Source organism: Actinomyces timonensis DSM 23838, assembly GCF_000295095.1.
Classification (GTDB): Bacteria; Actinomycetota; Actinomycetes; order Actinomycetales; family Actinomycetaceae; genus Actinomyces; species Actinomyces timonensis.
Window position 1 is genome coordinate 767,683 of record NZ_JH806633.1, and the last position, 19,236, is coordinate 786,918.

17 protein-coding genes and 2 tRNA genes are annotated in these 19,236 nt (G+C 72.4%); 1 reads left to right on the top strand and 18 read right to left on the bottom strand.

Translation table 11 applies throughout. The annotated features are described in order from the left end of the window. Positions 1-72: 72 nt before the first annotated feature. From A1QA_RS0109630 to A1QA_RS0109715, 18 genes are all read right to left on the bottom strand, one after another. Positions 73-438 (bottom strand): preprotein translocase subunit YajC, encoded by a 366-nt coding sequence (locus A1QA_RS0109630; protein WP_017178700.1) that lies wholly within the window; start codon positions 436-438, stop codon positions 73-75. Positions 439-713: 275 nt separating this feature from the next. After that, on the bottom strand, positions 714-1,718 hold the full coding sequence (gene ruvB, locus A1QA_RS0109635) for a Holliday junction branch migration DNA helicase RuvB (RefSeq protein ID WP_051000629.1): 1,005 nt from the start codon (positions 1,716-1,718) through the stop codon (positions 714-716). Between the two features lie 19 nt (positions 1,719-1,737). Further along, positions 1,738-2,373, bottom strand: coding sequence for a Holliday junction branch migration protein RuvA (ruvA, locus tag A1QA_RS0109640; RefSeq protein ID WP_017178702.1), 636 nt, complete (start codon positions 2,371-2,373; stop codon positions 1,738-1,740). 67 nt (positions 2,374-2,440) lie between these two features. Further along, entirely contained in the window at positions 2,441-3,043 is a 603-nt protein-coding gene (locus A1QA_RS0109645) for a crossover junction endodeoxyribonuclease RuvC (RefSeq protein ID WP_082181220.1), read from the bottom strand. 80 nt (positions 3,044-3,123) lie between these two features. Beyond that, positions 3,124-3,888 carry a YebC/PmpR family DNA-binding transcriptional regulator gene (locus A1QA_RS0109650; RefSeq protein WP_017178704.1) on the bottom strand — a complete coding sequence of 255 codons (765 nt, stop codon included), beginning with the start codon at positions 3,886-3,888 and terminating at the stop codon, positions 3,124-3,126. A gap of 189 nt (positions 3,889-4,077) precedes the next feature. Then, entirely contained in the window at positions 4,078-4,737 is a 660-nt protein-coding gene (locus A1QA_RS0109655) for an NUDIX hydrolase (RefSeq protein WP_026048841.1), read from the bottom strand. A gap of 19 nt (positions 4,738-4,756) precedes the next feature. Then, positions 4,757-5,953: a PrsW family intramembrane metalloprotease gene (locus A1QA_RS0109660; RefSeq protein ID WP_017178706.1), complete on the bottom strand. Its 1,197-nt coding sequence runs from the start codon at positions 5,951-5,953 to the stop codon at positions 4,757-4,759. Further along, complete coding sequence (locus A1QA_RS0109665) at positions 5,950-6,591, bottom strand: hypothetical protein (RefSeq protein WP_017178707.1); 642 nt, start codon at positions 6,589-6,591, stop codon at positions 5,950-5,952. The genes A1QA_RS0109660 and A1QA_RS0109665 overlap by 4 nt, the downstream gene beginning before the upstream one ends. A 19-nt stretch (positions 6,592-6,610) precedes the next feature. After that, the gene (locus A1QA_RS0109670; protein WP_017178708.1) at positions 6,611-7,792 is read right to left on the bottom strand and encodes a glycosyltransferase family 4 protein; all 1,182 of its coding nucleotides are present in this window, start codon (positions 7,790-7,792) and stop codon (positions 6,611-6,613) included. Beyond that, positions 7,789-8,847, bottom strand: a complete 1,059-nt coding sequence (locus A1QA_RS0109675) for a phosphatidylinositol mannoside acyltransferase (protein ID WP_017178709.1) — start codon at positions 8,845-8,847, stop codon at positions 7,789-7,791. The genes A1QA_RS0109670 and A1QA_RS0109675 overlap by 4 nt, the downstream gene beginning before the upstream one ends. Then, the gene (pgsA, locus tag A1QA_RS0109680) at positions 8,844-9,494 is read right to left on the bottom strand and encodes a phosphatidylinositol phosphate synthase (protein WP_017178710.1); all 651 of its coding nucleotides are present in this window, start codon (positions 9,492-9,494) and stop codon (positions 8,844-8,846) included. The genes A1QA_RS0109675 and pgsA overlap by 4 nt, the downstream gene beginning before the upstream one ends. A gap of 52 nt (positions 9,495-9,546) precedes the next feature. After that, on the bottom strand, positions 9,547-10,200 hold the full coding sequence (locus A1QA_RS0109685; RefSeq protein ID WP_017178711.1) for an HIT family protein: 654 nt from the start codon (positions 10,198-10,200) through the stop codon (positions 9,547-9,549). After that, on the bottom strand, positions 10,193-12,250 hold the full coding sequence (gene thrS, locus A1QA_RS0109690; RefSeq protein WP_017178712.1) for a threonine--tRNA ligase: 2,058 nt from the start codon (positions 12,248-12,250) through the stop codon (positions 10,193-10,195). The genes A1QA_RS0109685 and thrS overlap by 8 nt, the downstream gene beginning before the upstream one ends. A 180-nt stretch (positions 12,251-12,430) precedes the next feature. Then, positions 12,431-13,495 carry a lipid II:glycine glycyltransferase FemX gene (locus tag A1QA_RS0109695; protein ID WP_017178713.1) on the bottom strand — a complete coding sequence of 355 codons (1,065 nt, stop codon included), beginning with the start codon at positions 13,493-13,495 and terminating at the stop codon, positions 12,431-12,433. Positions 13,496-13,598: 103 nt separating this feature from the next. Continuing rightward, a complete protein-coding gene (locus tag A1QA_RS0109700) occupies positions 13,599-14,837 on the bottom strand; it encodes a carboxylate--amine ligase (protein WP_017178714.1) in 1,239 nt (412 codons plus the stop codon). Between the two features lie 324 nt (positions 14,838-15,161). Then, on the bottom strand, positions 15,162-15,407 hold the full coding sequence (locus tag A1QA_RS0109705) for a hypothetical protein (protein WP_244266124.1): 246 nt from the start codon (positions 15,405-15,407) through the stop codon (positions 15,162-15,164). Positions 15,408-16,472: 1,065 nt separating this feature from the next. After that, positions 16,473-16,544: transfer RNA gene (locus tag A1QA_RS0109710), tRNA-Val, on the bottom strand. A gap of 1 nt (position 16,545) precedes the next feature. Next, positions 16,546-16,618: transfer RNA gene (locus tag A1QA_RS0109715), tRNA-Gly, on the bottom strand. Between the two features lie 165 nt (positions 16,619-16,783). Between A1QA_RS0109715 and glgX the strand changes: the two genes are divergently transcribed. Continuing rightward, positions 16,784-19,201: a glycogen debranching protein GlgX gene (glgX, locus tag A1QA_RS14265; protein WP_154652347.1), complete on the top strand. Its 2,418-nt coding sequence runs from the start codon at positions 16,784-16,786 to the stop codon at positions 19,199-19,201. Positions 19,202-19,236: the final 35 nt, after the last annotated feature.

A 19,236-nucleotide genomic window follows, 5' to 3' on the forward strand; every position in this document is an offset into this window, starting at 1 on the left:
GCAGGATGCGTGGGCGTGAGGGAGAGCGCCCGGCGGGCCCTGGGGAGCGGGCGGCGGCGGGCGGAGGCGGGTTCAGGACTCGGTGGTCTCCGAGGAGGCGGCGCCCTGCTCCGCAGGGGCGTCCGCAGTGCTACCGGCGTCGCTGGCGTCACCGTTGTCGCCGACGGAGGCGAAGGGGGGCTCCTCGGCGCAGACGATGGACTTCTTGTTCCACAGGGACTCGTCGCCCAGCTGGGTGGCGAGCACGACGACGTCGCCGTCGATATCGACGACCTGGCCGTAGAAGCCGCCAGTGGTGCGCACCCAGGTGCCGGCCACGAGGGCCTCCTCGCGGCGCCGGTCCTGCTCGGCGATCATCTTCTGCTGCTGGCGGCGCGCGAAGCCGCTGAACAGCCACATGAGGATGAGGAACGCGGCGAACACGATCATGAGAGACATAGGGACTCCAGTTCCGAGAGTGGTCCGCAGGTCCTGCGGCGACGACGCCCCGGCGTGGGGCAAACCGCACCGAGTCTAGGGCACTGCTAGGGCCGACGGGGAGGTCGAAACCCGGACCGGGCTGTGACACATGCCCCGTTCGGGCCCATGCGGCGGGAGTCGAGACGCGGGTGTGACCGCTCCGTGGCGCTCCTGTGTCCTTGCGCCCCGAGCGCGCCCCCGGAGGAGAGGGCGGGGCCCCCTCGGCAGCGCTCACGGCGGGGCGAGCCCCCGGCTCAGACGAAGAGGGCGCCCTCCGCGGGCGGCTCCAGGCCGAGATGCGCGTAGGCGGCGGGCGTGGCGGCGCGCCCGCGGGGCGTGCGCACGACAAGGCCCTCGCGGACGAGGTAGGGCTCGGCCACGGTCTCCACTGTCTCCGGCTCCTCCCCCACGCTCACCGCGAGCGTTGTCAGGCCCACCGGGCCTCCCCCGAACCGGGAGCACAGGGCCGCCAGGACCTGCCTGTCGAGCCGGTCGAGGCCCAGGGCGTCGACCTCGAAGACCTCCAGGGCGGCGCGGGCGGCGGCCAGGTCGAGGCGCCCCGGGGTGCCGTGGACCTGCGCCCAGTCCTGGACGCGTCGCAGGAGCCGGTTGGCGATGCGCGGCGTGCCCCGGGACCGGCTCGCCAGCTCGGAGGCGGCCTCGGGCTCCAGGCCCACGCCGAGCAGGCCGGCGGAGCGGTTGAGGATGCGGGCCAGGTCCCCCGGGGCGTAGTAGTCGAGGTGGCCGGTGAATCCGAAGCGGTCGCGCAAGGGGGCGGGCAGGAGACCCGCGCGGGTGGTCGCGCCGACCACCGTGAAGGGCGGCAGCGCCAGGGGGATGGAGGTGGCGCCCGGGCCCTTGCCGACGACGACGTCCACCCGGTAGTCCTCCATCGCCAGGTAGAGCATCTCCTCGGCGGTTCGGGCCAGGCGGTGGATCTCGTCGATGAAGAGGACATCGCCCTCCTCCAGGGAGGACAGGATCGCCGCGAGGTCCCCCGCGTGCTGGATGGCCGGGCCGCTCGTCAGGCGCAGCGAGCCGCCCACCTCGGCGGCGATGATCATGGCGAGCGTGGTCTTGCCCAGCCCGGGAGGGCCGGAGAGCAGGACATGGTCCGGGGCGGCGCCGCGGGCGAGGGCCGCGCGCAGCACCACGGAGAGCTGGCCGCGCACGACCTCCTGTCCGGTGAAGTCCTCCAGGCGCTTGGGGCGCAGGGCGGCCTCGGCGGCGCGCTCGGCCTCATCGGCCTGGCCGTCCATGAACCGGCCGGGGATGTCCTCAGCCACGGCGGCCACCGCCCAGCCATCTCAGCGCCGCGCGCAGGATCTCGGGGACGGCGGGAGCCTTGCCCGAGGAAGCCAGGCCCGGCTCGACGGCGGTCACGGCCTCGCGGGCGCTCGCCTCGTTCCAGCCGAGCTGGACGAGGGCCGCGACGACGTCGGGGTTCGGCTCGCCGTCCCCTCCAGCAGCGGCCTCGACCGCGGCCCCGCTGGCGGAGGGGGACTCGCCGTGGGGGGGCCCGAGCTTGTCCCCGACGTCGATGATGACCCTCTGGGCGCCCTTGGGCCCCAGGCCGGGGACGCGCTTGAGGGCGGCGACGTCCTCGGCGGCGATGGCGCGGCGCAGGGCGTCGGGGGTGTGGACGGCGAGCATGGCCAGGGCGAGCTTGGCGCCCACGCCCTTGGCCCCGAGCAGGACGCGGAAGCAGTCGCGCTCGTCGGCGTCGGCGAAGCCGTAGAGGGTGAGGGAGTCCTCCCGCACGATGAGCTCGGTGTGCAGGAGCGCCTCCGCGCCCACGCGCAGCGAGGACAGGGTCGTGGGCGTGGCGAGGACCGAGATCCCCACTCCCCCGGTCTCGATGACCGCCGAGGTCAGCGAGACCGCGGTGACGGTGCCGCGCAGCGAGGCGATCATAGGCGGGGACTCCCTTCGAACAGTTGTTCGGATAGTAGCAGGGCGGCGCGGCGCCGCGTCCGCGCTCTCATCTGGCGTGGCGCGGGTCGACGGCGCCGGTGCGGCGGGCCGCCGCCTGGGCGGCCGCCCACTGGCGCTGGGCGGGGGTCCGGGCGCTGGCGCGCACCGCTCCCCCGGCGGAGACCATCTCGGTCGCGCCGTCCGCGCCGGTGCCCCCGCCCCGCCAGCCGTGGCAGATCGCCTGGGCGAGGGCGTCGGCGGCGTCAGCGGGCCTGGGCGGCTCGTCCAGCCCGAGGATGCGGGCGACCATGGCCTGGACCTGGGCCTTGTCCGCCACCCCCGATCCGGTGACGGCGGCCTTGGCCTCGCTCGGCGTGTGCTGGGCGACCTCGATGCCCGCGCGGGCGCCGGCGAGCATGACGACGCCCATGACCTGGGCGACGCCGATGACGGAGCGCAGGTTGTCCTGGGCGAAGACCCTCTCGACGCTGAGCGCGGTTGGCCCCAGCCGGGCGATCCAGTCGTCGAGGGCCTCCGCGATGGCGAGGATCCGCAGCTCGGGGCTCTGCGCGGGCGGGGTGCGCACGACGCCGACCTCGACGAGCCTGGCGCGGCGGCGCGGGTCGATGTCCACGCAGCCGAGCCCGCAGCGCGTCAGCCCGGGGTCGATGCCCAGGACGCGCTGCTGGGCGACGACGGCGCGGCTGGAGGCGCGCGGCCGGGCGCCGGGAGCGAAGCCCGCCGTGGCGCTCAGTCCTCGTCCGCCTCGAGCTCGGCGGCGACCTCGGCGGAGATGTCCACGGAGGTGTAGACGTTCTGAACGTCGTCGAGGTCCTCGAGGGCGTCGACGAGGCGCAGGACCTTGCGGGCGCCATCGGCGTCGACCTCGATCCTCGTCCCGGCGACGAACTGGGACTCGGCGGAGTCGTACTCCATGCCGGCCTCGGTGACCGCGTTGCGCACGGCGATGAGGTCCTGGGGCTCGGAGATGACCTCGAAGGACTCGGCCCCCTCGACGACCTCCTCGGCGCCGGCGTCGAGGACGGCCATGAGGATGGTGTCCTCGTCGATGCCGTCGGCCTTGGCGATCTCGACGACGCCCTTGCGGGTGAAGTTGTAGGCCACCGAGCCGGGGTCCGCCAGCGACCCGCCGGTGCGGGTGAAGGCGACGCGCACGTCGGAGGCGGCGCGGTTGCGGTTGTCGGTGAGGCACTCGACGAGGAAGGCGACGCCGGCGGGGCCGTAGCCCTCGTACATGATCGTCTGCCAGTCGGCGCCGCCGGCCTCCTCGCCGCTGCCGCGCTTGACGGCGCGAGTGATGTTGTCGGCGGGGACCGAGTTCTTCTTGGCCTTCTGGATGGCGTCGAAGAGGGTGGGGTTGCCGGCGGGGTCACCGCCGCCGGTGCGGGCGGCGACCTCGATGTTCTTGATGAGGCGCGCGAACAGCTTGCCGCGCTTGGCGTCGATGGCGGCCTTCTTGTGCTTGGTGGTGGCCCACTTGGAGTGACCCGACATGTGTTCTCCTCGGCAGTAGCGGACAGGCTCAACGTCCAGGCTCGATGTCGCTCGATGTCTCTGACGCGCCGCGAGCGGGCGCGGCGAACCGGGCACATCCTAGCGCGGGCGCGGGGCCGTCCTCGGCGCGCTCGCCGCGGGTGGGACGGAAGGTGGGCGGCGGGAGCGGGACGGCCTCCCCCTGCCCCGCTATCGGCGGCCCTCGCCGGCGTCGCCGAGGTCGCGGACGGCGCCGTCCCATCCGGCCATGAGCTCGCGGGCCAGGTGGGGCAGGGACTCCGGATAGACCGTCATGCCGCCCGCGACGGCGCGGTCGAGCTCGTCGAGCCCCCACCAGCGCAGGGAGTCGAGGACCTCGCGCTCCTGGTCGGTCCATCCGGCGCGGTCGAGCTCGCCGCCGGCTCCTTCGAGGGGGTCGGTGTCGGCCCGCTCCAGTCGGGCGAGGAAGATCACCTCGTCCTGGCGGCAGGTGACGAGGTTGAAGCGGAAGAGGCTCGAGCGCTCGGCGACGGGCCCGATGAGACGGCCGGGCGCCAGGGCGATACCGGTCTCCTCCTCCAGCTCCCTGAGGGCCGCCTCCCCCGGCTCCTCGCCGTCGGCGATGCCGCCGCCGGGGGTGAAGGCCCAGGAATGCGCGGTGTCGGCGAAGTCGTGACCCAGGACGAGCAGGATCCCCGGCTCGGGGTCCTCGCGCAGGGCGATGACGCGGGCGGCGCGCCGGAAGGGCAGACCCTCGGCCCCTAGCCGCCACTCCTCGGCGTCGAGCAGGTCCCGCCAGTCGGCCGGCACCCGGGCGGGGTCGCGCCCGTCCGGGGCGAGCGCCCTCCGCTGGTCCCGTGGGACTGCCACAGCCCCCTCGCCCACCATCTCAGCGCTGGCCCATGTAGACGGCTCGTGAGTCCATGACGCGGTCGAGGAGCGCCTTCTCGGTAGCGGCGAAGTCCCCCGTGGAGTGCCCCTCCATGGCGCCCTGCCGGAGGTTGGCCAGTTGCACGGAGGAGGCCTGGAAGTCGCGCATTGCCCTCTTGACGCCCGGGCCGCGCCTCCTGGCCCAGCGGCGGGCGGCCCTGCGCCCGGCGGAGGTGGTGAGCATCGTGACCTCGGCCTCGTGGTACCAGCCGGCCTTCCCGTACTCGGCGAGCCGCGCGCGCATCCGGAGCCGCTCGCGCCAGCGCAGTCCGAGCACGAGGCCGATGGCGGCGATGAACAGGGGCACCTCGACGATGAAGTAGAGCATGAGGTTGCCCGACAGCGCCCCGTTCCAGAAGGCGTGCAGGCAGATCGCCCCGGCCAGGCCCATCGGGGTGGTCCACAGCCAGGCCAGGCGCGAGCGCATCCGGGCCGAGGCGCCGATCGCCACGCCGGTGCAGGAGGTGAACATGATGTGCGCGAAGGGGGACATGATGCCCCGCACCACGAAGGTGCGGGCGAGGTTGTCCTGGTTCTGCAGGAAGTAGAGGATGTTCTCCGAGAAGGCGAACCCGGCGGCCACGACGGCCGCGTAGACGATCCCGTCGACGGCCCCGTTGAAGGAGCGCCGCGAGAGCAGGAAGATGAGGAGCACCCCGAGGCCCTTCGTGCTCTCCTCGACGAGGGGCGCGGTGATGACGGCGCTCACGTACTGGAAGTCGTTGGTGGCGCCTGCGAGCAGGATGGTGGCGCTGGTGTTGGCCACCAGGGAGACCGCCGTGGACACACCGACGCCCCAGAGGAAGGCCAGCAGGAGCATCCCGAGGGGCTCAGGCTCCCAGCGGTCGATCCACCACACGGTGGTCAGGACGATGGTCAGCGGGACGAGGGCCAGGAGGGTCATCTGCAGAAGGCTGGAGCCGTTGGAGGCGATGGAGGCCAGCACGTAGAGCATGACGCCCGCGCCGATGACGCCGGCGGCCACGAGCAGGCCAACGACCACGCGGCGCCGACGCGTGCGGCGCATGGCGACGGGGTCGGCCCACTCCGGCGCGGAGGCAGTGGAGAAGATGTCCTTGTGGGTGGGGCGGGGCGCCCAGGCCGAGCGCCGGTAGCCGGCGCGCGGCGCCCATCCCGAGCTTCCGGGTGCGGTCATGATGCCTCCTGGTCCAGGGCCGGCTCGGCGTCGTCGTCGATATCGAAGGTGCTGGGCATCGGGGCGTGCCCGGCCAGGCGCAGGAGCCGCACCGCGGGGGTGGAGCGCAGCCTGCGGGCCTCGGCGACGTGCGTGTTGTGGAAGCGGCGGGCCAGGACGACGCGCGCGCTGGCGCGCTCGAGGCGGTCGAGGGCCTCGGTCCCCAGCTCGGTGGCGCGCAGCTCGTCCCTGGCCTCGGCGTCGACGGCGGTGCGGATGACCCGGGAGAGGTCGGACTCGATGGTGCCCCGGGAGCGCGCCTCGGCGCCCCGCGGGGAGGCGGCGGGAGCGGCCCTCCGCCCCGCGGTGTCGAGCGGGTCGAGGCCGTCGGCGACGATCGGCCGCTCGCAGTGGAGCGCCTCGTGGGCGGCGCGCTGGAGGATCATCGCCGAGGCGGCGTCGAGCAGGCCCGTCGAGCCGAGGTCGATGGCGGCCTGGGCCCGGTAGGCCAGGTGCTTCTCAAGGGTGGCGCGGGCGCCGAGGACCTGCCTGTGGAGGCGGTCGACCCTCACGGCGATCGCGTAGAGCCTCCAGCCGAGGATCAGCAGGAGGAGCAGGATGGCGATGACCGGCAGGAAGAGGGACTGGAGTCCGTTCATAGGGGTCCGGGGTCCTCTCTCAATCGTCGAGGGCGCCCCGCAGGCGCCCGAGCGCGGTGCGCTGGCCGGGGGCGACGGTGACGCGGGTGTGGGCGGTGGACAGCGCCATGTCGTAGACGTCGAGGACGGCGTCGGTCACCCGCGCCCAGTCGTAGTGGCCGACGGCCTCGGTGGCGGCGCGGCGGCGGGCCTCGGCGGCCTCGTGGCGGGTGACGGTGTCGATGATGGCGCGGGCGAGGTCGGCGCTGTCGCCGGTGGTGAACAGGGCGCCGAGCCGCCCTCCCTGGAGGACGTCGGAGAAGGCGGTGAGGTCGGAGGCGATGACCCGCGTGCCCGCCGCCATCGCCTCGACGAGCACGATGCCGAAGGACTCCCCGCCGGTCTGCGGGGCGACGTAGCAGGTCGCGGAGGCGAGCATGGCGGCCTTGTCCTCGTCGCTCACCCCGCCGAGGAAGGCGATGGCGTCACCGAAGCGGGCGAGCTCGCGCCGCTCGTCCTCGGCCTGGCCCCGCCCGGCGATGAGGAAGCGCGCTCCGGGGACGGCGTCGAGGACGGTCGGGATGGCGCCGGCGAGGACGGCCAGTCCCTTGCGGGGCTCGTCGAGCCTGCCGAGGAAGGAGATGGTGGGGGCCTCGGGGGTGCCAGCGAATCGGGGATCGTCCTTGGGCGCGGAGGCGAAGGGGGCGACGTTGACGCCGTTGGGAATGACGACGGCGTCACCGCCGTGGTACTGGATGAGGGTGCGCCTGGCCTCCTCGGACACGGCGATGCGCGCGGTGATGCGCTCCATGAGGGGGGTGGCCATCGGCGAGAGGAGGCCCCGGGCGAGGGAGCGGTCCATGGCGGCGTGGAAAGTGCCGACGACGGGGCAGGTGGCCGACTGGAGGGCGAGCATCCCGATGCTCGGGGTGATCGGCTCGTGGATGTGGAGGAGGTCGTACTGGCCGTCGGCCAGCCAGCGCCGCACCCTGCGGGCCACGCGCGCCCCGAAGCTGAGGCGCGCCACGGAGCCGTTGTAGGGGATCGCCACGGAGTCCCCGGCCGAGGTCATCCATTCGGGCAGCTCGACGTCCTCCGAGGCGGGGGCGAGCGCGCCGACGTCGTAGCCGCGGCTGATGAGCTCGGTGGCAAGGTCCATGACGTGGGCCTGTACCCCGCCGTGGGCGTCCATGGAGTAGGGGCAGACGAGTCCGATCCTCATGCGGATTCCTCCTGCTCCCGGGCGTGGCGCCTGGCCAGGCGCTCGTGGTCGAGGTCGGCGTCGTAGACGGGTTGGAGCATATGCCAGTCCTCCGGATGCTCGGCAAGGCTGGGGGCCAGGGCCGCCACCCAGGCCCGTGTCCAGGCGGCGATGAGCGCGCGGGCGGCGGAATCACTGTGGTCGCTGTTGTCGCCGCTGCTACTGCCGTCACCCCTGTCTCCGCTATCACGGCCCTCGCCGGGCGGGGTCGCCTCGGGGACGGGCACCTTGACGAGGGTGAGGACGATCCCCCACCGAGCCCCGGCCCGGCGGCGGCGCTCGCCGGTGAGGCGCTCGTAGTGGATGGCGGTGGCGTACAGGGGCGCGCCGAGGCGGTGCGCCAGCGCGGCGGGCCCGGCGGCGGCGCGGATGGTGTGGCCGAGGAGATCGGCCTCGATGCCCGCCGATGACAGGTCCCTGTCCGCCAGCAGGGCGACGAGGTGGCGGCGCTCGGCGGCCGCGGCGACGAGGGGCTCGAAGACCTTCTCGCCGTGGCCCTGACCGATGACGCGCATGCCGAGCGAGGTGCGGAAGTCGACGAACTGGTCGAAGAGGTCGGCGGGCTCGAGGCGCTCGGCGACGGTGAGGACGCTGGCGAGCTCGGCCGAGGCCCACGCACCGGCGAGGTCCCAGTTGCCCATATGGGCGAGGGCCAGGACGACGCTGCCACGCTGGAGGTCCTCGCGCAGCGTCGGCGGCAGGTCGGCCCTCACGCGGGCGCGGATCTGCTCAGCGCTGGCCCCGGGGAGCGCGAAGGCCTCGTAGAAGTAGCGCATGTAGGAGCGCATGCCGGCGCGTGACAGGGCGCGGATGCGGCGCCGCGGGGTGCCGGCGGGCGCGATCCTGGCGAGGTTGCGCTCGAGCTGGCCGACGCCGCCTCTGGCCGGGAGCAGGCGCTGGCGGGCCCACAGCGCGGTGCCCGCGGTGTGGGCCAGCGCGTAGCCGAGGCCGGTGGGCAGGCGCCTGGCGCCCCGCCAGGCGAGGCGGTAGGCGTCCTCGACGCGGGGCCGCCTCACCCGGCGGCTCCCACCCTGCCGCCCACGGGCACTCCGGCGAGCTGGGTCCGCACGGTGAGGACTCGCTGGATGACGGTGATGAGGGAGGCGGCGGCGACGAGCGCGAGCCCGGCGGTGATGACCCAGGTCGGGGCGCCGAGGCCCACGGCGAGCGCGGCGAGGCCGATGGCGACGAGGCGGTCGGTGCGCTCGGCGATGCCCACGGAGGCCTTCGCGCCCACGGACTCGGCGCGGGCGCGCGCGTAGGGGACGGCCGCCCCCAGCACGACCGCCGTCAGGGCCAGGGCGATCGTCCAGGTCCGCAGGGGGCCGGGGGCCAGGTGGGTGGCGGCCCACATGGCGATCGAGGCGAAGACGGCGCCGTCGGCGAGGCGGTCCATGGTGGAGTCGAGGAAGGCCCCGAAGGCCGAGGAGCTGCCCGTGGCTCGGGCGAGGATCCCGTCGAAGGAATCGGCCACGAGGAGGCAGGTGAGCAGGATGGGGGCGAGGATGAAGTGGCCCTGGGGGATCGTGAGGACGGCCGCGGCGATGGAGGCGGCGGTCCCGGCGACGGTGAGCATGTTGGGGGTGACCCCGGCCTTGGCCAGGAGCAGGGCCGGGTTGGTGAACAGGGCCTTGGTCAGGCCGCGGCCGTGGTTTCCGAGCATGGGCTGCCTCGTGTCTCGTGTCTGTCGGGTAGGGGGCGGGGGCGCGCGCTGGTCAGGGCTCGCGGGGCGTGGCGGGCGCGGTGTCCCAGGCGGCCGCGATCATGTCGCGCTGGTCCCCCAGCAGCTGCGGGACGGGCTTGGTTCGCCCGATGATCGGCATGAAGTTGGCGTCGCCGGTCCAGCGGGGCACGACGTGCTGGTGGAGGTGCGCGGCGATGCCCGCTCCCCCGGTCTCGCCGGCGTTCATGCCGAGGTTGAACCCCTGCGGGTGGCACACGTCGCGCAGGACCTCCATGGAGCGGGCGGAGAGCTGGATGATCTCCACGCGCTCGGCGTCCGTGGCCTCTGTCAGCTCCGAGATGTGCCGGTAGGGGCAGATGAGGAGGTGCCCCGTGTTGTAGGGGTAGAGGTTCATGATGACGTAGGCGTGCTCGCCGCGGTGGACGATGAGCGCGTCCTCGTCGCCGCGCCCCGGGGCGGCGCAGAAGGGGCACTGGCCGGGCGTGGAGTCCTTGGGCTTGTCGGCCCCACCGATGTACACCATCCGGTGGGGCGTCCACAGGCGCTGGAAGGCCTCCGGCGCCCCCTCGTGGTAGGGCGGGTCCTCGATCGAGGCGCGCCCGGGGAGCGCGGCGGAGCCTGCGGGTTCAGTGGGCTCCGAGGGCACGGTCGACTCCCCGGCGGCGGGCACGGCGTCGTCACTCATGGGCGATGAGCCTCTCGTCGGCCGGGTCGTTGAGGCGCTCGGCGATGACGCGGCGGATGTGGGCGACGGCGTCGTCGACGGGGACCCCGTTGACCTGGTCGCCGCCCCGGAAGCGGAAGGACACCGCGCCGGCCTCGGCGTCCTCGCCGCCCGCGATGAGCGTGAAGGGGATCTTGTCCTTGGCGGCGTTGCGGATCTTCTTGCCGAAGCGGTCGTCGGAGTGGTCGACCTCGACGCGCACCCCGGCGGCGCGCAGCGTGGCGGCGACGCCGTCGACGTACTCGTCGAAGGCCTCGGCCACCGGGATGAGGCGCGCCTGGACCGGGGACAGCCAGGCGGGGAAGGCGCCGGCGTAGTGCTCGGTGAGCACGCCGATGAAGCGCTCGACGGAGCCGAGCTTGGCCGAGTGCAGCATGATGGGGCGCTGGTGGGTGCCGTCGGCGGCGGTGTACTCCAGGTCGAAGCGCTCGGGCTGGTTGAAGTCGTACTGGACGGTGGACATCTGCCAGGTGCGGCCGATGGCGTCCTTGACCTGCACGGAGACCTTGGGGCCGTAGAAGGCGGCGCCGCCCGGGTCGGGGACGACCTCCAGCCCGGAGGCCTCGCAGGCCTCGGCCAGGGCGCGGGTGGCGGTGGCCCAGTCCTCGTCGGAGCCGATGAACTTGTCCTTCTTGGCGCCGTCCTCGTCGCGGGTGGACAGCTCGAGGTAGAAGTCGGTGAGCCCGAAGTCCTTGAGGATGGAGATGAAGAAAGCGATCTGGGCCTTGATCTCCTCGGAGGCCTGCTCGGTGGTGCAGTAGGTGTGGGAGTCGTCCTGGGTGAAGCCGCGCATGCGGGTCAGCCCGTGGACGACGCCGGACTTCTCGTAGCGGTAGTCGTGCCCCATCTCGAAGAAGCGCAGCGGGAGCTCGCGGTAGGAGCGCCCGCGGGAGCGGAAGACGAGGTTGTGCATGGGGCAGTTCATGGCCTTGAGGTAGTACTCCTGGCCGGCCTTGGTGATGGTGCCCTCGGCGTCGCGCTCCTCATCGGCGAGCATGGGCGGGAACATGGTGTCCGCGTAGTAGGGCAGGTGGCCCGAGGTGTGGAAGAGCCCGCCCTTGGAGATCTCGGGGGTGTGGACGAAGTCGAAACCGTACTGGCGGTGCCGCTCGATGACGTGGCTCTCGATCTCGTGGCGCAGCATCGCCCCCTTGGGGTGGAAGACGACGAGGCCGGGGCCGATCTCCTCGGGGAAGGAGAACAGGTCGAGCTCGGCGCCGAGCTTGCGGTGGTCGCGGCGCTCGGCCTCCTTGATGCGCTCCTGGTAGGCCACCAGGTCCTCCTTGGAGGCCCAGGCGGTGCCGTAGATGCGCTGGAGCGAGTCGCCGGACTGGTCGCCCTTCCAGTAGGCGGAGGAGGACTTGGCCAGGGCGAAGCCGTTGCCGATGAGCTTGGTGGAGGGCAGGTGGGGGCCGCGGCACAGGTCCTTCCAGGCGACGGTGCCGTCTCGGCGGACGTTGTCGTACATGGTCAGACCGCCGGCGCCGACCTCGACGGAGGCGGACTCGGCGCCGGCGCCCTTGGTGGTGATGAGCTCGAGCTTGTAGGGCTGGTCGGCGAGCTCGACTCGGCCCTGCTCCTCGGAGATGTCGCGGCGCACGAAGCGCTGGCCCTCCTTGACGATGCGCTTCATGCGCTTCTCGATGTCGCGCATGAGCTCGGGGGTGACGGCGTCGATGCCCCCGAAGTCGTAGTAGAAGCCGTCGGTGATGAAGGGGCCGATGCCGAGGTTGACATCGGGGAAGATCTCCTGGACGGCCTGGGCCATGACGTGGGTGGCGCTGTGGCGCAGGATGGCCAGGCCGTCCTCGGAATCGAGGGTGATGGGTTCGACGGCGGCGCCCGCGGGGATCTCGCGCGCGAGGTCCCAGGGCTCGCCGTCCACGCGCATGGCGACGACGCCGCGGCGGGCCTCCTCGGCGAAGAGCTCCGTGCCCGTCGTCCCCGCCTCGATGGCGCGGGTGGCGCCGTCGATGGTCACGTCGATGGTCTGCGGGATCTGGGAGGGCACTGCGGTCTCCTTGGGTTGGTGAGTGCGGGGCGCGCCGCGGGCGCACGCGGTGCAGTCTACTCAGCCCGCAAGGCGTTGCTCAGTCCAGCTCGGCGCGGCCCAACACTGATCAGTGGCTGCCCGGTGCTACCCGGCGCCGCGCAGCGCTGACCAGCGCTGATCAGTGCTGATCGGTGCCGATCAGCCGCGGCCGAGGCGCTCGCGCAGGGCCTTGTAGGCGCCCTTGCCGCTCTTGGCGGCGCGCAGCGCGGCGTACATGGCCTGGTTGACGGGGACGTCCCAGGCGCCGTCGACCTCGGTGGGGTGCTTGGCGTAGCGCTTCTTGTACATGCCGACCTGGTAGAGCTCGGGCACGCGCGGCGAGTCGGCGCCCATGAGGTCCAGACCGCGGTAGCCCTCCTCGGCGAGGGTCCGGGCGGCCCACCAGTCGAGGGCCTCGGCGCCACGGAAGCCGCGGGACTCGGTGGAGGAGGCCCCGTAGTAGGCGGTGGCGTCCTTGCCGGAGGTGGTGATGAGGTCCCAGCAGTGCGGGACGCCGTCGCGGCGCAGCACGAAGAGGCGGGCGTGCTCGGGGCCGAGCGAGGTGAGCATCGACCAGTAGACATCGGCGGGGTGGGGGCGGAAGCCGTCGCGGCGGGCGGTCTCGGCGAGGATCTCGTAGACGGCCGCGAACTCGCCGCGGTCCAGCCCGGTCTCGTCGCTGATGGTGCAGCCGGCCTCGTCGGCCACGCGCTGGGCGCGCTTGACGGCGCGGCGCCCGTCCTTGGGCATGGCGGCGGCGATGGCGTCGGGGGTGCGCGGCGTGAGGTCGATGATGAAGGTGCGGTCGTAGGTGATGGTGTTGAGCAGCTCGTGGAGGTCCGGCGCGCTGTAGCGGGCGTGCATGCGCAGGAAGGGGATCGAGCGGTCGCGGCGGCGGATCTCGGCGCGCAGGAGCTCGCGCAGGTGGGCCTCGCGCTCCGGCGACTGCTCCTTGAGCCAGGTGGGCCCGTGCTTGGCCCACAGGAAGGGGCGCCCGCCGATGGTGTCGGTGTAGATGGCGATGGCGGCCACGGGCTTGGAGTCCTCGCCCACGTAGAGGTAGCGGCCCCACAGCGCGTGGCCCTGGGAGGCCTCGTAGCGCTCCCAGGCCTCGGTCTGCTCGATGCCCACTGGCGTGTTGCCGATGGCCAGGCGCATCTCGCGCCCGCCGACGCGCTTGAGGGTCTCGGGGCGGCCGGTGGCGGGGTGATCGTTGCTGGTCATCGTCGTGCTCCTCGCGCGGGTTGTCAGGGATCGGGGTGGGGTCTGCGGTGGTCGTGGCAGCGGGCCGGGCGCGCGATGGCGCGGGCCCTGCTGGCGGTGGGCGTCAATAGGACAGGTCGGTGGGCTTGGGGTAGTAGCGCTTGAACTTGCGGTAGTGGTTGAGGCGCTGGGCCTCGACGAGCGCTGCGCGCACGAGCGAGCGGTCCGCGGGGTCGCGCAGCGGGTCGGCGCCGGGGGCGAGCGAGCGGACGCGGGCGGCCAGGGCGTCGTCGCGGATGTAGCGCAGGAGGAGGCGGGTGGGCACGAGGGAGTAGAGGATCTCCCTGGTGACCTCCTTGCGGGGCAGGGGCGCGCCGTCGATGAGGTCGGCGAGCATGGGGACCATGGGGTTGGCGCCCGCGGCGGTCATGTAGAAGGAGTTGCGCCCGATCCGCGGGTTGATCTCGAAGAAGACGGGCGTGCCGGTGGCGGGGTCGATCTTGACGTCGAAGTTGACGAAGCCGCGGTACCCGGCGGCGGTGAGGATGCGCTCGGCGCCGGCCCACAGCTCGGGGAAGGGCTCGGTGATCATGGCAACGGGGTTGCCGATCATCGTGGGGGCGTGGTCCTCCAGGAGGACGCGGGCCGAGCCGATGAGCCGCACGGCGCCGTCGGAGCCGACGTAGGCCGTGATGGAGCGCATGGCGGTGTTGTCGCCGGCGATGAGCTCCTGGACGACGAAAGTGGATCGGAAGCCGGCCTCGCGGAGGCTCACCCACAGGGAGTCGAGCTCGGCGGCGCTGTCCATGAACCAGATCTTGCGCTTGCCGGGGAACTCGACGGCGTCGTAGGCGGCGCCGACGGCGGCCTTGGCCACGAGCGGGAAGGGGATGTCGATGGCGGGGGCGGCCCAGTCGGGACTGTCAGCGTCGGAGAAGTCGACGACGACCTGCCTGGGGCTGCGCACGCCCGCCTCGTCGCAGATGCGACCGAAGGCGGCCTTGTCGGAGACCCGGTCGATGACGTCGGTGTCCGGGAAGGGGACGGCGTAGACGGGCTCGAGGTCGCCGCGCAGGGAGGCGAGGATGGAGGCCATGGCGTCGGTGTTGGCCATGACGACGGCGCTGCTCGGCTCGCGACCAGCCGCGAGGTCAAGGAGGGCGTCGCGGATCTGATCCGGGGTGGCGTGCGCCGGAAGGGGCACGGTGTCGATGTAGGTGGAGCGGCGGATGACGTCGATGGGCGCGTTGGCCAGGACGGTGATCCGCTGGCCGGTGGCCTCGTGCAGCTGGCGGGCGATGGCGTAGACGCCGATGTCGCCGCCGATGACGACGGGCAGGATCTGCTCGTGCCGTGCGGTCATCCGGGGTCCTCCTGGGATGGTGGTGGGTTGTGGTAAGTGACGGCGGGCGCGCCCGTGGTTGGCGCCGGTGGTTCAGGGCTGACTGGCAGGCGCCGGGCAGCGGCCCACCAGCCCTCAGCCTAGCCGCACCCGGGCCGCGCGGGCACGAGGAGCGGGCTGCGGGAGGCGAAGCGCGAGCCGACGGGGCACTCCTCGTCCCGCTTGCCGACGTGCGCCAGGGTTGTGGACGTGCCCCCGGGTTGCGGACGTGCGTTGGGGTTGCGGACGTTCCCCCGGGGCACGTCGGCAACCCCCGGGCACGTCCACAACCCCCAGGGCGCGTCCTCAACGCGGTGGGTCGCCAGGAAGGGCGAGGCAGCGCCGAAGCGCCCGCAGTCCCGCCGCCAGCAGGAGCATCGGGGCGAACAGCACCGCGGGGATCCACAGGCCCGCCAGTCCGTGCTGGCCGATCCCGTAGGGGACCGACAACACAGTGATCGCCGCGGTGAGGCCGAGGCAGGCGATGAGCCAGGCGAACGCGCGCCCCGCGTCGTCCACCATCAACGACGAGGTCTTCTGATCTGCTGACATAAGAACAGTCTATCTCCGAGCCCCTCCCGGGCGGCGCGCCGTCGCCCTGGGCGAGCTCCGCCCGCTTGGCTGGACGGGTGTTCGGATGTCATGCCGGGGCTTATAGGACGTTTTCTGTTGGTTCTGGTTTCTGCTGGCGCTGGGGTCGATGGCCCGGTCTGCGGTCTCGACGGGTGCGCGGAGCACCGGCGGCTGCGCTGAGCCCCGGTGGTTGCGCCGAGCACCTTCGGCTGCGTTCCCACCGCACCCCACGGTGCTGGGGGCAACCACCGGTGCAGGAGGCACCCCGCGGCGGGCTCCAGGCGCTGGCCGACGGCACAGCGTCGCCGACGACGCCCACGCCGCGCTCCGTGCGGGCTGTCTGTACGCGGGTTCGGGCGACACGACGCGGGTTCGGGGATCATGCCGGGGGTTCGGGGCACAGGACGGGGTCGCTACCCCCGTCCAGTGGGGGAAGACCCCGTCCAGAGGGCCACGACGGCCACCTATCGGAGGAGGCCTCACCTGGGCTCACTCATGGGCTCACACGGTTGATACCCCGCCCCCGCACGTGCGGATGCGCGGCGGGGTTACGGACGTGCGCCAGGGTTGTGGACGTGCCCCCGGGGCGCGTCCACAACGAGGCCAGTCCCGCGCGCCGACGATCGCGACGCCGGGGAGCCTCGCCCCGAGGGCGGCGCGGGTGGGATCGGGAGGCGTGGGCAGGGCTCATGGCCCCTGACTTCATCACGCCGATACTGGCGTTATCGCAACGGAAACCCGCCGTCCGGCCAACACGAGATGTCCAGGGCCCCACTGCCCGATCAGTGAGTCAAGACGCGGGTTTGCCTGCCATTGCAACGGAAACCCAGTGTCCGACCAACACGGAATGTCCGGGGATGAACTGGGGACGAGCCGACTCGAGCCCCGAGAAAACCCCGCGATTCCAACGAACACCAGGCCTCGAACCAACGCAAAGCGTCCTATATGCCCACGCCGGGGGCTCGGGGCACAGGATGGGGCCCGGCCTCAGGCACGACGAAGGCCCGGGGAGCGATGATCGCGGCCCGGGCCTCGTGGGGAGAGTGGGCGATACTGGGTTCGAACCAGTGACCTCTTCCGTGTCAGGGAAGCGCGCTACCGCTGCGCCAATCGCCCGAGCGGATGACGGGACTCGAACCCGCGACCCTCACCTTGGCAAGGTGATGCTCTACCAACTGAGCCACATCCGCATGCTCGCGCCGCATCGCGGCGCGGGCAGAAACGTAGCAGGGGCCGCGCGGCCTTGCCAAATCCGCCCCGCCCACCGCCCCATGACCTCCGTCACGCCGCGTCACGCGCGCGGTCAAGCCACAAGGTCCCGCTCCTGGGCGCTCCGCCATGGCAAGGTATCGGATATGGACACCAGCATGGGCACCCCCCTACCGTCTCGCGCGCCGTTGTCGACGGCGGCGTCGACGGCGGCCGAGCCGTCGTCCCCCGAGATCCCTGACGCCCCAGAATCCTCAACGCCCCCTGCTCCCGCGGAGCCCGCTCCTCCCTCGCCCGTCACCGCGCCCGTGGAGCCCGGGGCGCCCGCGGAGCCCGCCGCGTCCCCGGCGCCGGCACCCGCGCCCGCAGTCGACACGCCCGTCGTCTGGCCGGGCAGGCCCGCGCCCCTGGGCGCCACCTTCGACGGCTCGGGAACCAACTTCGCGCTCTTCTCCTCCGTCGCCTCCGGCGTCGACCTGTGCCTCTTCGACGACGCCGGCGCCGAGACCCGCGTCCCGCTCACCGAGGTGGACGCGGGCGTCTGGCACGGCTACCTGCCCTCGGTCTACCCCGGCCAGGTCTACGGCTACCGCGTCCACGGCCCCTACGACCCCGGATCGGGGCACCGCTGCGACCCCTCCAAGCTCCTCCTGGACCCCTACGCGAAGGCGATCTCCGGTCAGGTCTCCCCCTCCCCCAGCCTGTACTCCTACAACTTCGATGACCCCAGCACCCGCAACGAGTCCGACTCGGCTGGCGCCACGATGCGCTCGATCGTCATCTCCCCGTTCTTCGACTGGGGCCACGACCGCCCGCCTGCCCACCCCTACCACGAGACGATCATCTACGAGGCCCACGTCAAGGGCATGACCGCGCTGCACCCGGAGATCCCCGCCGAGCTGCGCGGCACCTACGCCGGCCTCGCCCAGCGCCCCGTCATCGACCACCTCAAGGCCCTGGGCATCACCGCGATCGAGCTCATGCCCGTCCACCAGTTCGTCAACGACACCCACCTGCAGGAGAAGGGGCTGTCGAACTACTGGGGGTACAACACCATCGGCTTCTTCGCCCCGCACAACGCCTACGCCGCCTATGGCGAGGCCGGCCAGCAGGTCCAGGAGTTCAAGTCCATGGTCAAGGCCTTCCACGAGGCCGATATCGAGGTGATCCTCGACGTCGTGTACAACCACACGGCCGAGGGCAACCACATGGGCCCGACCCTGTCCTTCAAGGGCATCGACAACGCCGCCTACTACCGGCTCGTCGACGGCGACCAGGAGCACTACTTCGACACCACGGGCACCGGCAACTCCCTGCTCATGCGCTCCCCGGCGGTCCTGCAGATGATCATGGACTCCCTGCGCTACTGGGTCACCGAGATGCACGTCGACGGCTTCCGCTTCGACCTGGCCTCCACCCTGGCCCGCCAGTTCCACGAGGTCGACAAGCTCAGCGCCTTCTTCGACATCATCCACCAGGACCCCGTGCTCTCCCAGGTCAAGCTCATCGCCGAGCCCTGGGACGTGGGCGACGGCGGCTACAACGTCGGCGGCTTCCCGGCGCTGTGGTCCGAGTGGAACGGCCGCTACCGGGACACGGTGCGCGACTTCTGGCGGGGCGAGCCCTCGACCCTGGGCAACTTCGCCTCCCGGATCACTGGCTCCTCCGACCTCTACCAGAACTCGGGCCGCACGCCCGTGGCGAGCGTCAACTTCGTCACCGCGCATGACGGCTTCACCCTGCGCGACCTCGTCTCCTACAACGAGAAGCACAACGAGGCCAACGGCGAGGGCGGCGCAGACGGCGACAACGCCAACCGCTCCTGGAACTGCGGCGCCGAGGGCCCCACGGATGACCCGGTGGTCCTGGAGCTGCGCAGCCGGCAGGCCCGCAACTTCCTGGCCACGATCCTCTTCAGCCAGGGCGTGCCGATGATCTGCCACGGCGATGAGATGGGCCGCACCCAGAACGGCAACAACAACGCCTACTGCCAGGACAACGAGCTCGCCTGGGTCCACTGGGACCTCGACGGCGAGGCCCGAGAGCTCCTGCGCTTCACCTCGGACATGATCCGGCTGCGCAAGGAGCACCCCGTGCTGCGCCGCCGCCGCTTCTTCTCCGGGGCGGCGGGCCACGGCGGCGAGTCCGACATGGGCGAGATCGAGTGGCTCGGCCCCTCCGGGGCGCGCATGACCGACGAGGACTGGGCGACCTGGTACGCCCGGGCCATGGCCGTCTTCCTCAACGGCGACGCCATCGCCGAGCCCGATGAGCGCGGTCAGAGGATCATCGACGACTCGGTCCTCATCCTCATCAACGCCGCCGGGGAGGACATCACCTTCACGATCCCCGACTCCGACCACGCCCCCGCCTGGCGGATCGCCCTCGACACGGCGCCCGCCACGGACGAGGTCCACCTCAGCGCCCTGCGCGCCGGGCAGCAGGTCGTCGTCGAGGCGCACTCGATGCTCTTCCTCGTGTCCACCCAGGACTCGCGCCCATCGGCCAGCCGTCAGACAGGGGCCGTCGGGGCAGCCGGGGCAGTACTGCCCGCGCGGCCCTGAGGCGTTCCTGATACGGTCCGAGCAAACGCCCTGAC

Excerpts from the sequence above, each read along its gene's own strand:
- A1QA_RS0109630 (WP_017178700.1), bottom strand. The coding sequence starts at position 438 with ATGTCTCTCATGATCGTGTTCGCCGCGTTCCTCATCCTCATGTGGCTG.
- ruvB (WP_051000629.1), bottom strand. The coding sequence starts at position 1,718 with ATGGACGGCCAGGCCGATGAGGCCGAGCGCGCCGCCGAGGCCGCCCTG.
- ruvA (WP_017178702.1), bottom strand. The coding sequence starts at position 2,373 with ATGATCGCCTCGCTGCGCGGCACCGTCACCGCGGTCTCGCTGACCTCG.
- A1QA_RS0109650 (WP_017178704.1), bottom strand. The coding sequence starts at position 3,888 with ATGTCGGGTCACTCCAAGTGGGCCACCACCAAGCACAAGAAGGCCGCC.
- A1QA_RS0109660 (WP_017178706.1), bottom strand. The coding sequence starts at position 5,953 with ATGACCGCACCCGGAAGCTCGGGATGGGCGCCGCGCGCCGGCTACCGG.
- A1QA_RS0109665 (WP_017178707.1), bottom strand. The coding sequence starts at position 6,591 with ATGAACGGACTCCAGTCCCTCTTCCTGCCGGTCATCGCCATCCTGCTC.
- A1QA_RS0109670 (WP_017178708.1), bottom strand. The coding sequence starts at position 7,792 with ATGAGGATCGGACTCGTCTGCCCCTACTCCATGGACGCCCACGGCGGG.
- pgsA (WP_017178710.1), bottom strand. The coding sequence starts at position 9,494 with ATGCTCGGAAACCACGGCCGCGGCCTGACCAAGGCCCTGTTCACCAAC.
- A1QA_RS0109685 (WP_017178711.1), bottom strand. The coding sequence starts at position 10,200 with ATGAGTGACGACGCCGTGCCCGCCGCCGGGGAGTCGACCGTGCCCTCG.
- A1QA_RS0109695 (WP_017178713.1), bottom strand. The coding sequence starts at position 13,495 with ATGACCAGCAACGATCACCCCGCCACCGGCCGCCCCGAGACCCTCAAG.
- A1QA_RS0109700 (WP_017178714.1), bottom strand. The coding sequence starts at position 14,837 with ATGACCGCACGGCACGAGCAGATCCTGCCCGTCGTCATCGGCGGCGAC.
- A1QA_RS0109705 (WP_244266124.1), bottom strand. The coding sequence starts at position 15,407 with ATGTCAGCAGATCAGAAGACCTCGTCGTTGATGGTGGACGACGCGGGG.
- glgX (WP_154652347.1), top strand. The coding sequence starts at position 16,784 with ATGGACACCAGCATGGGCACCCCCCTACCGTCTCGCGCGCCGTTGTCG.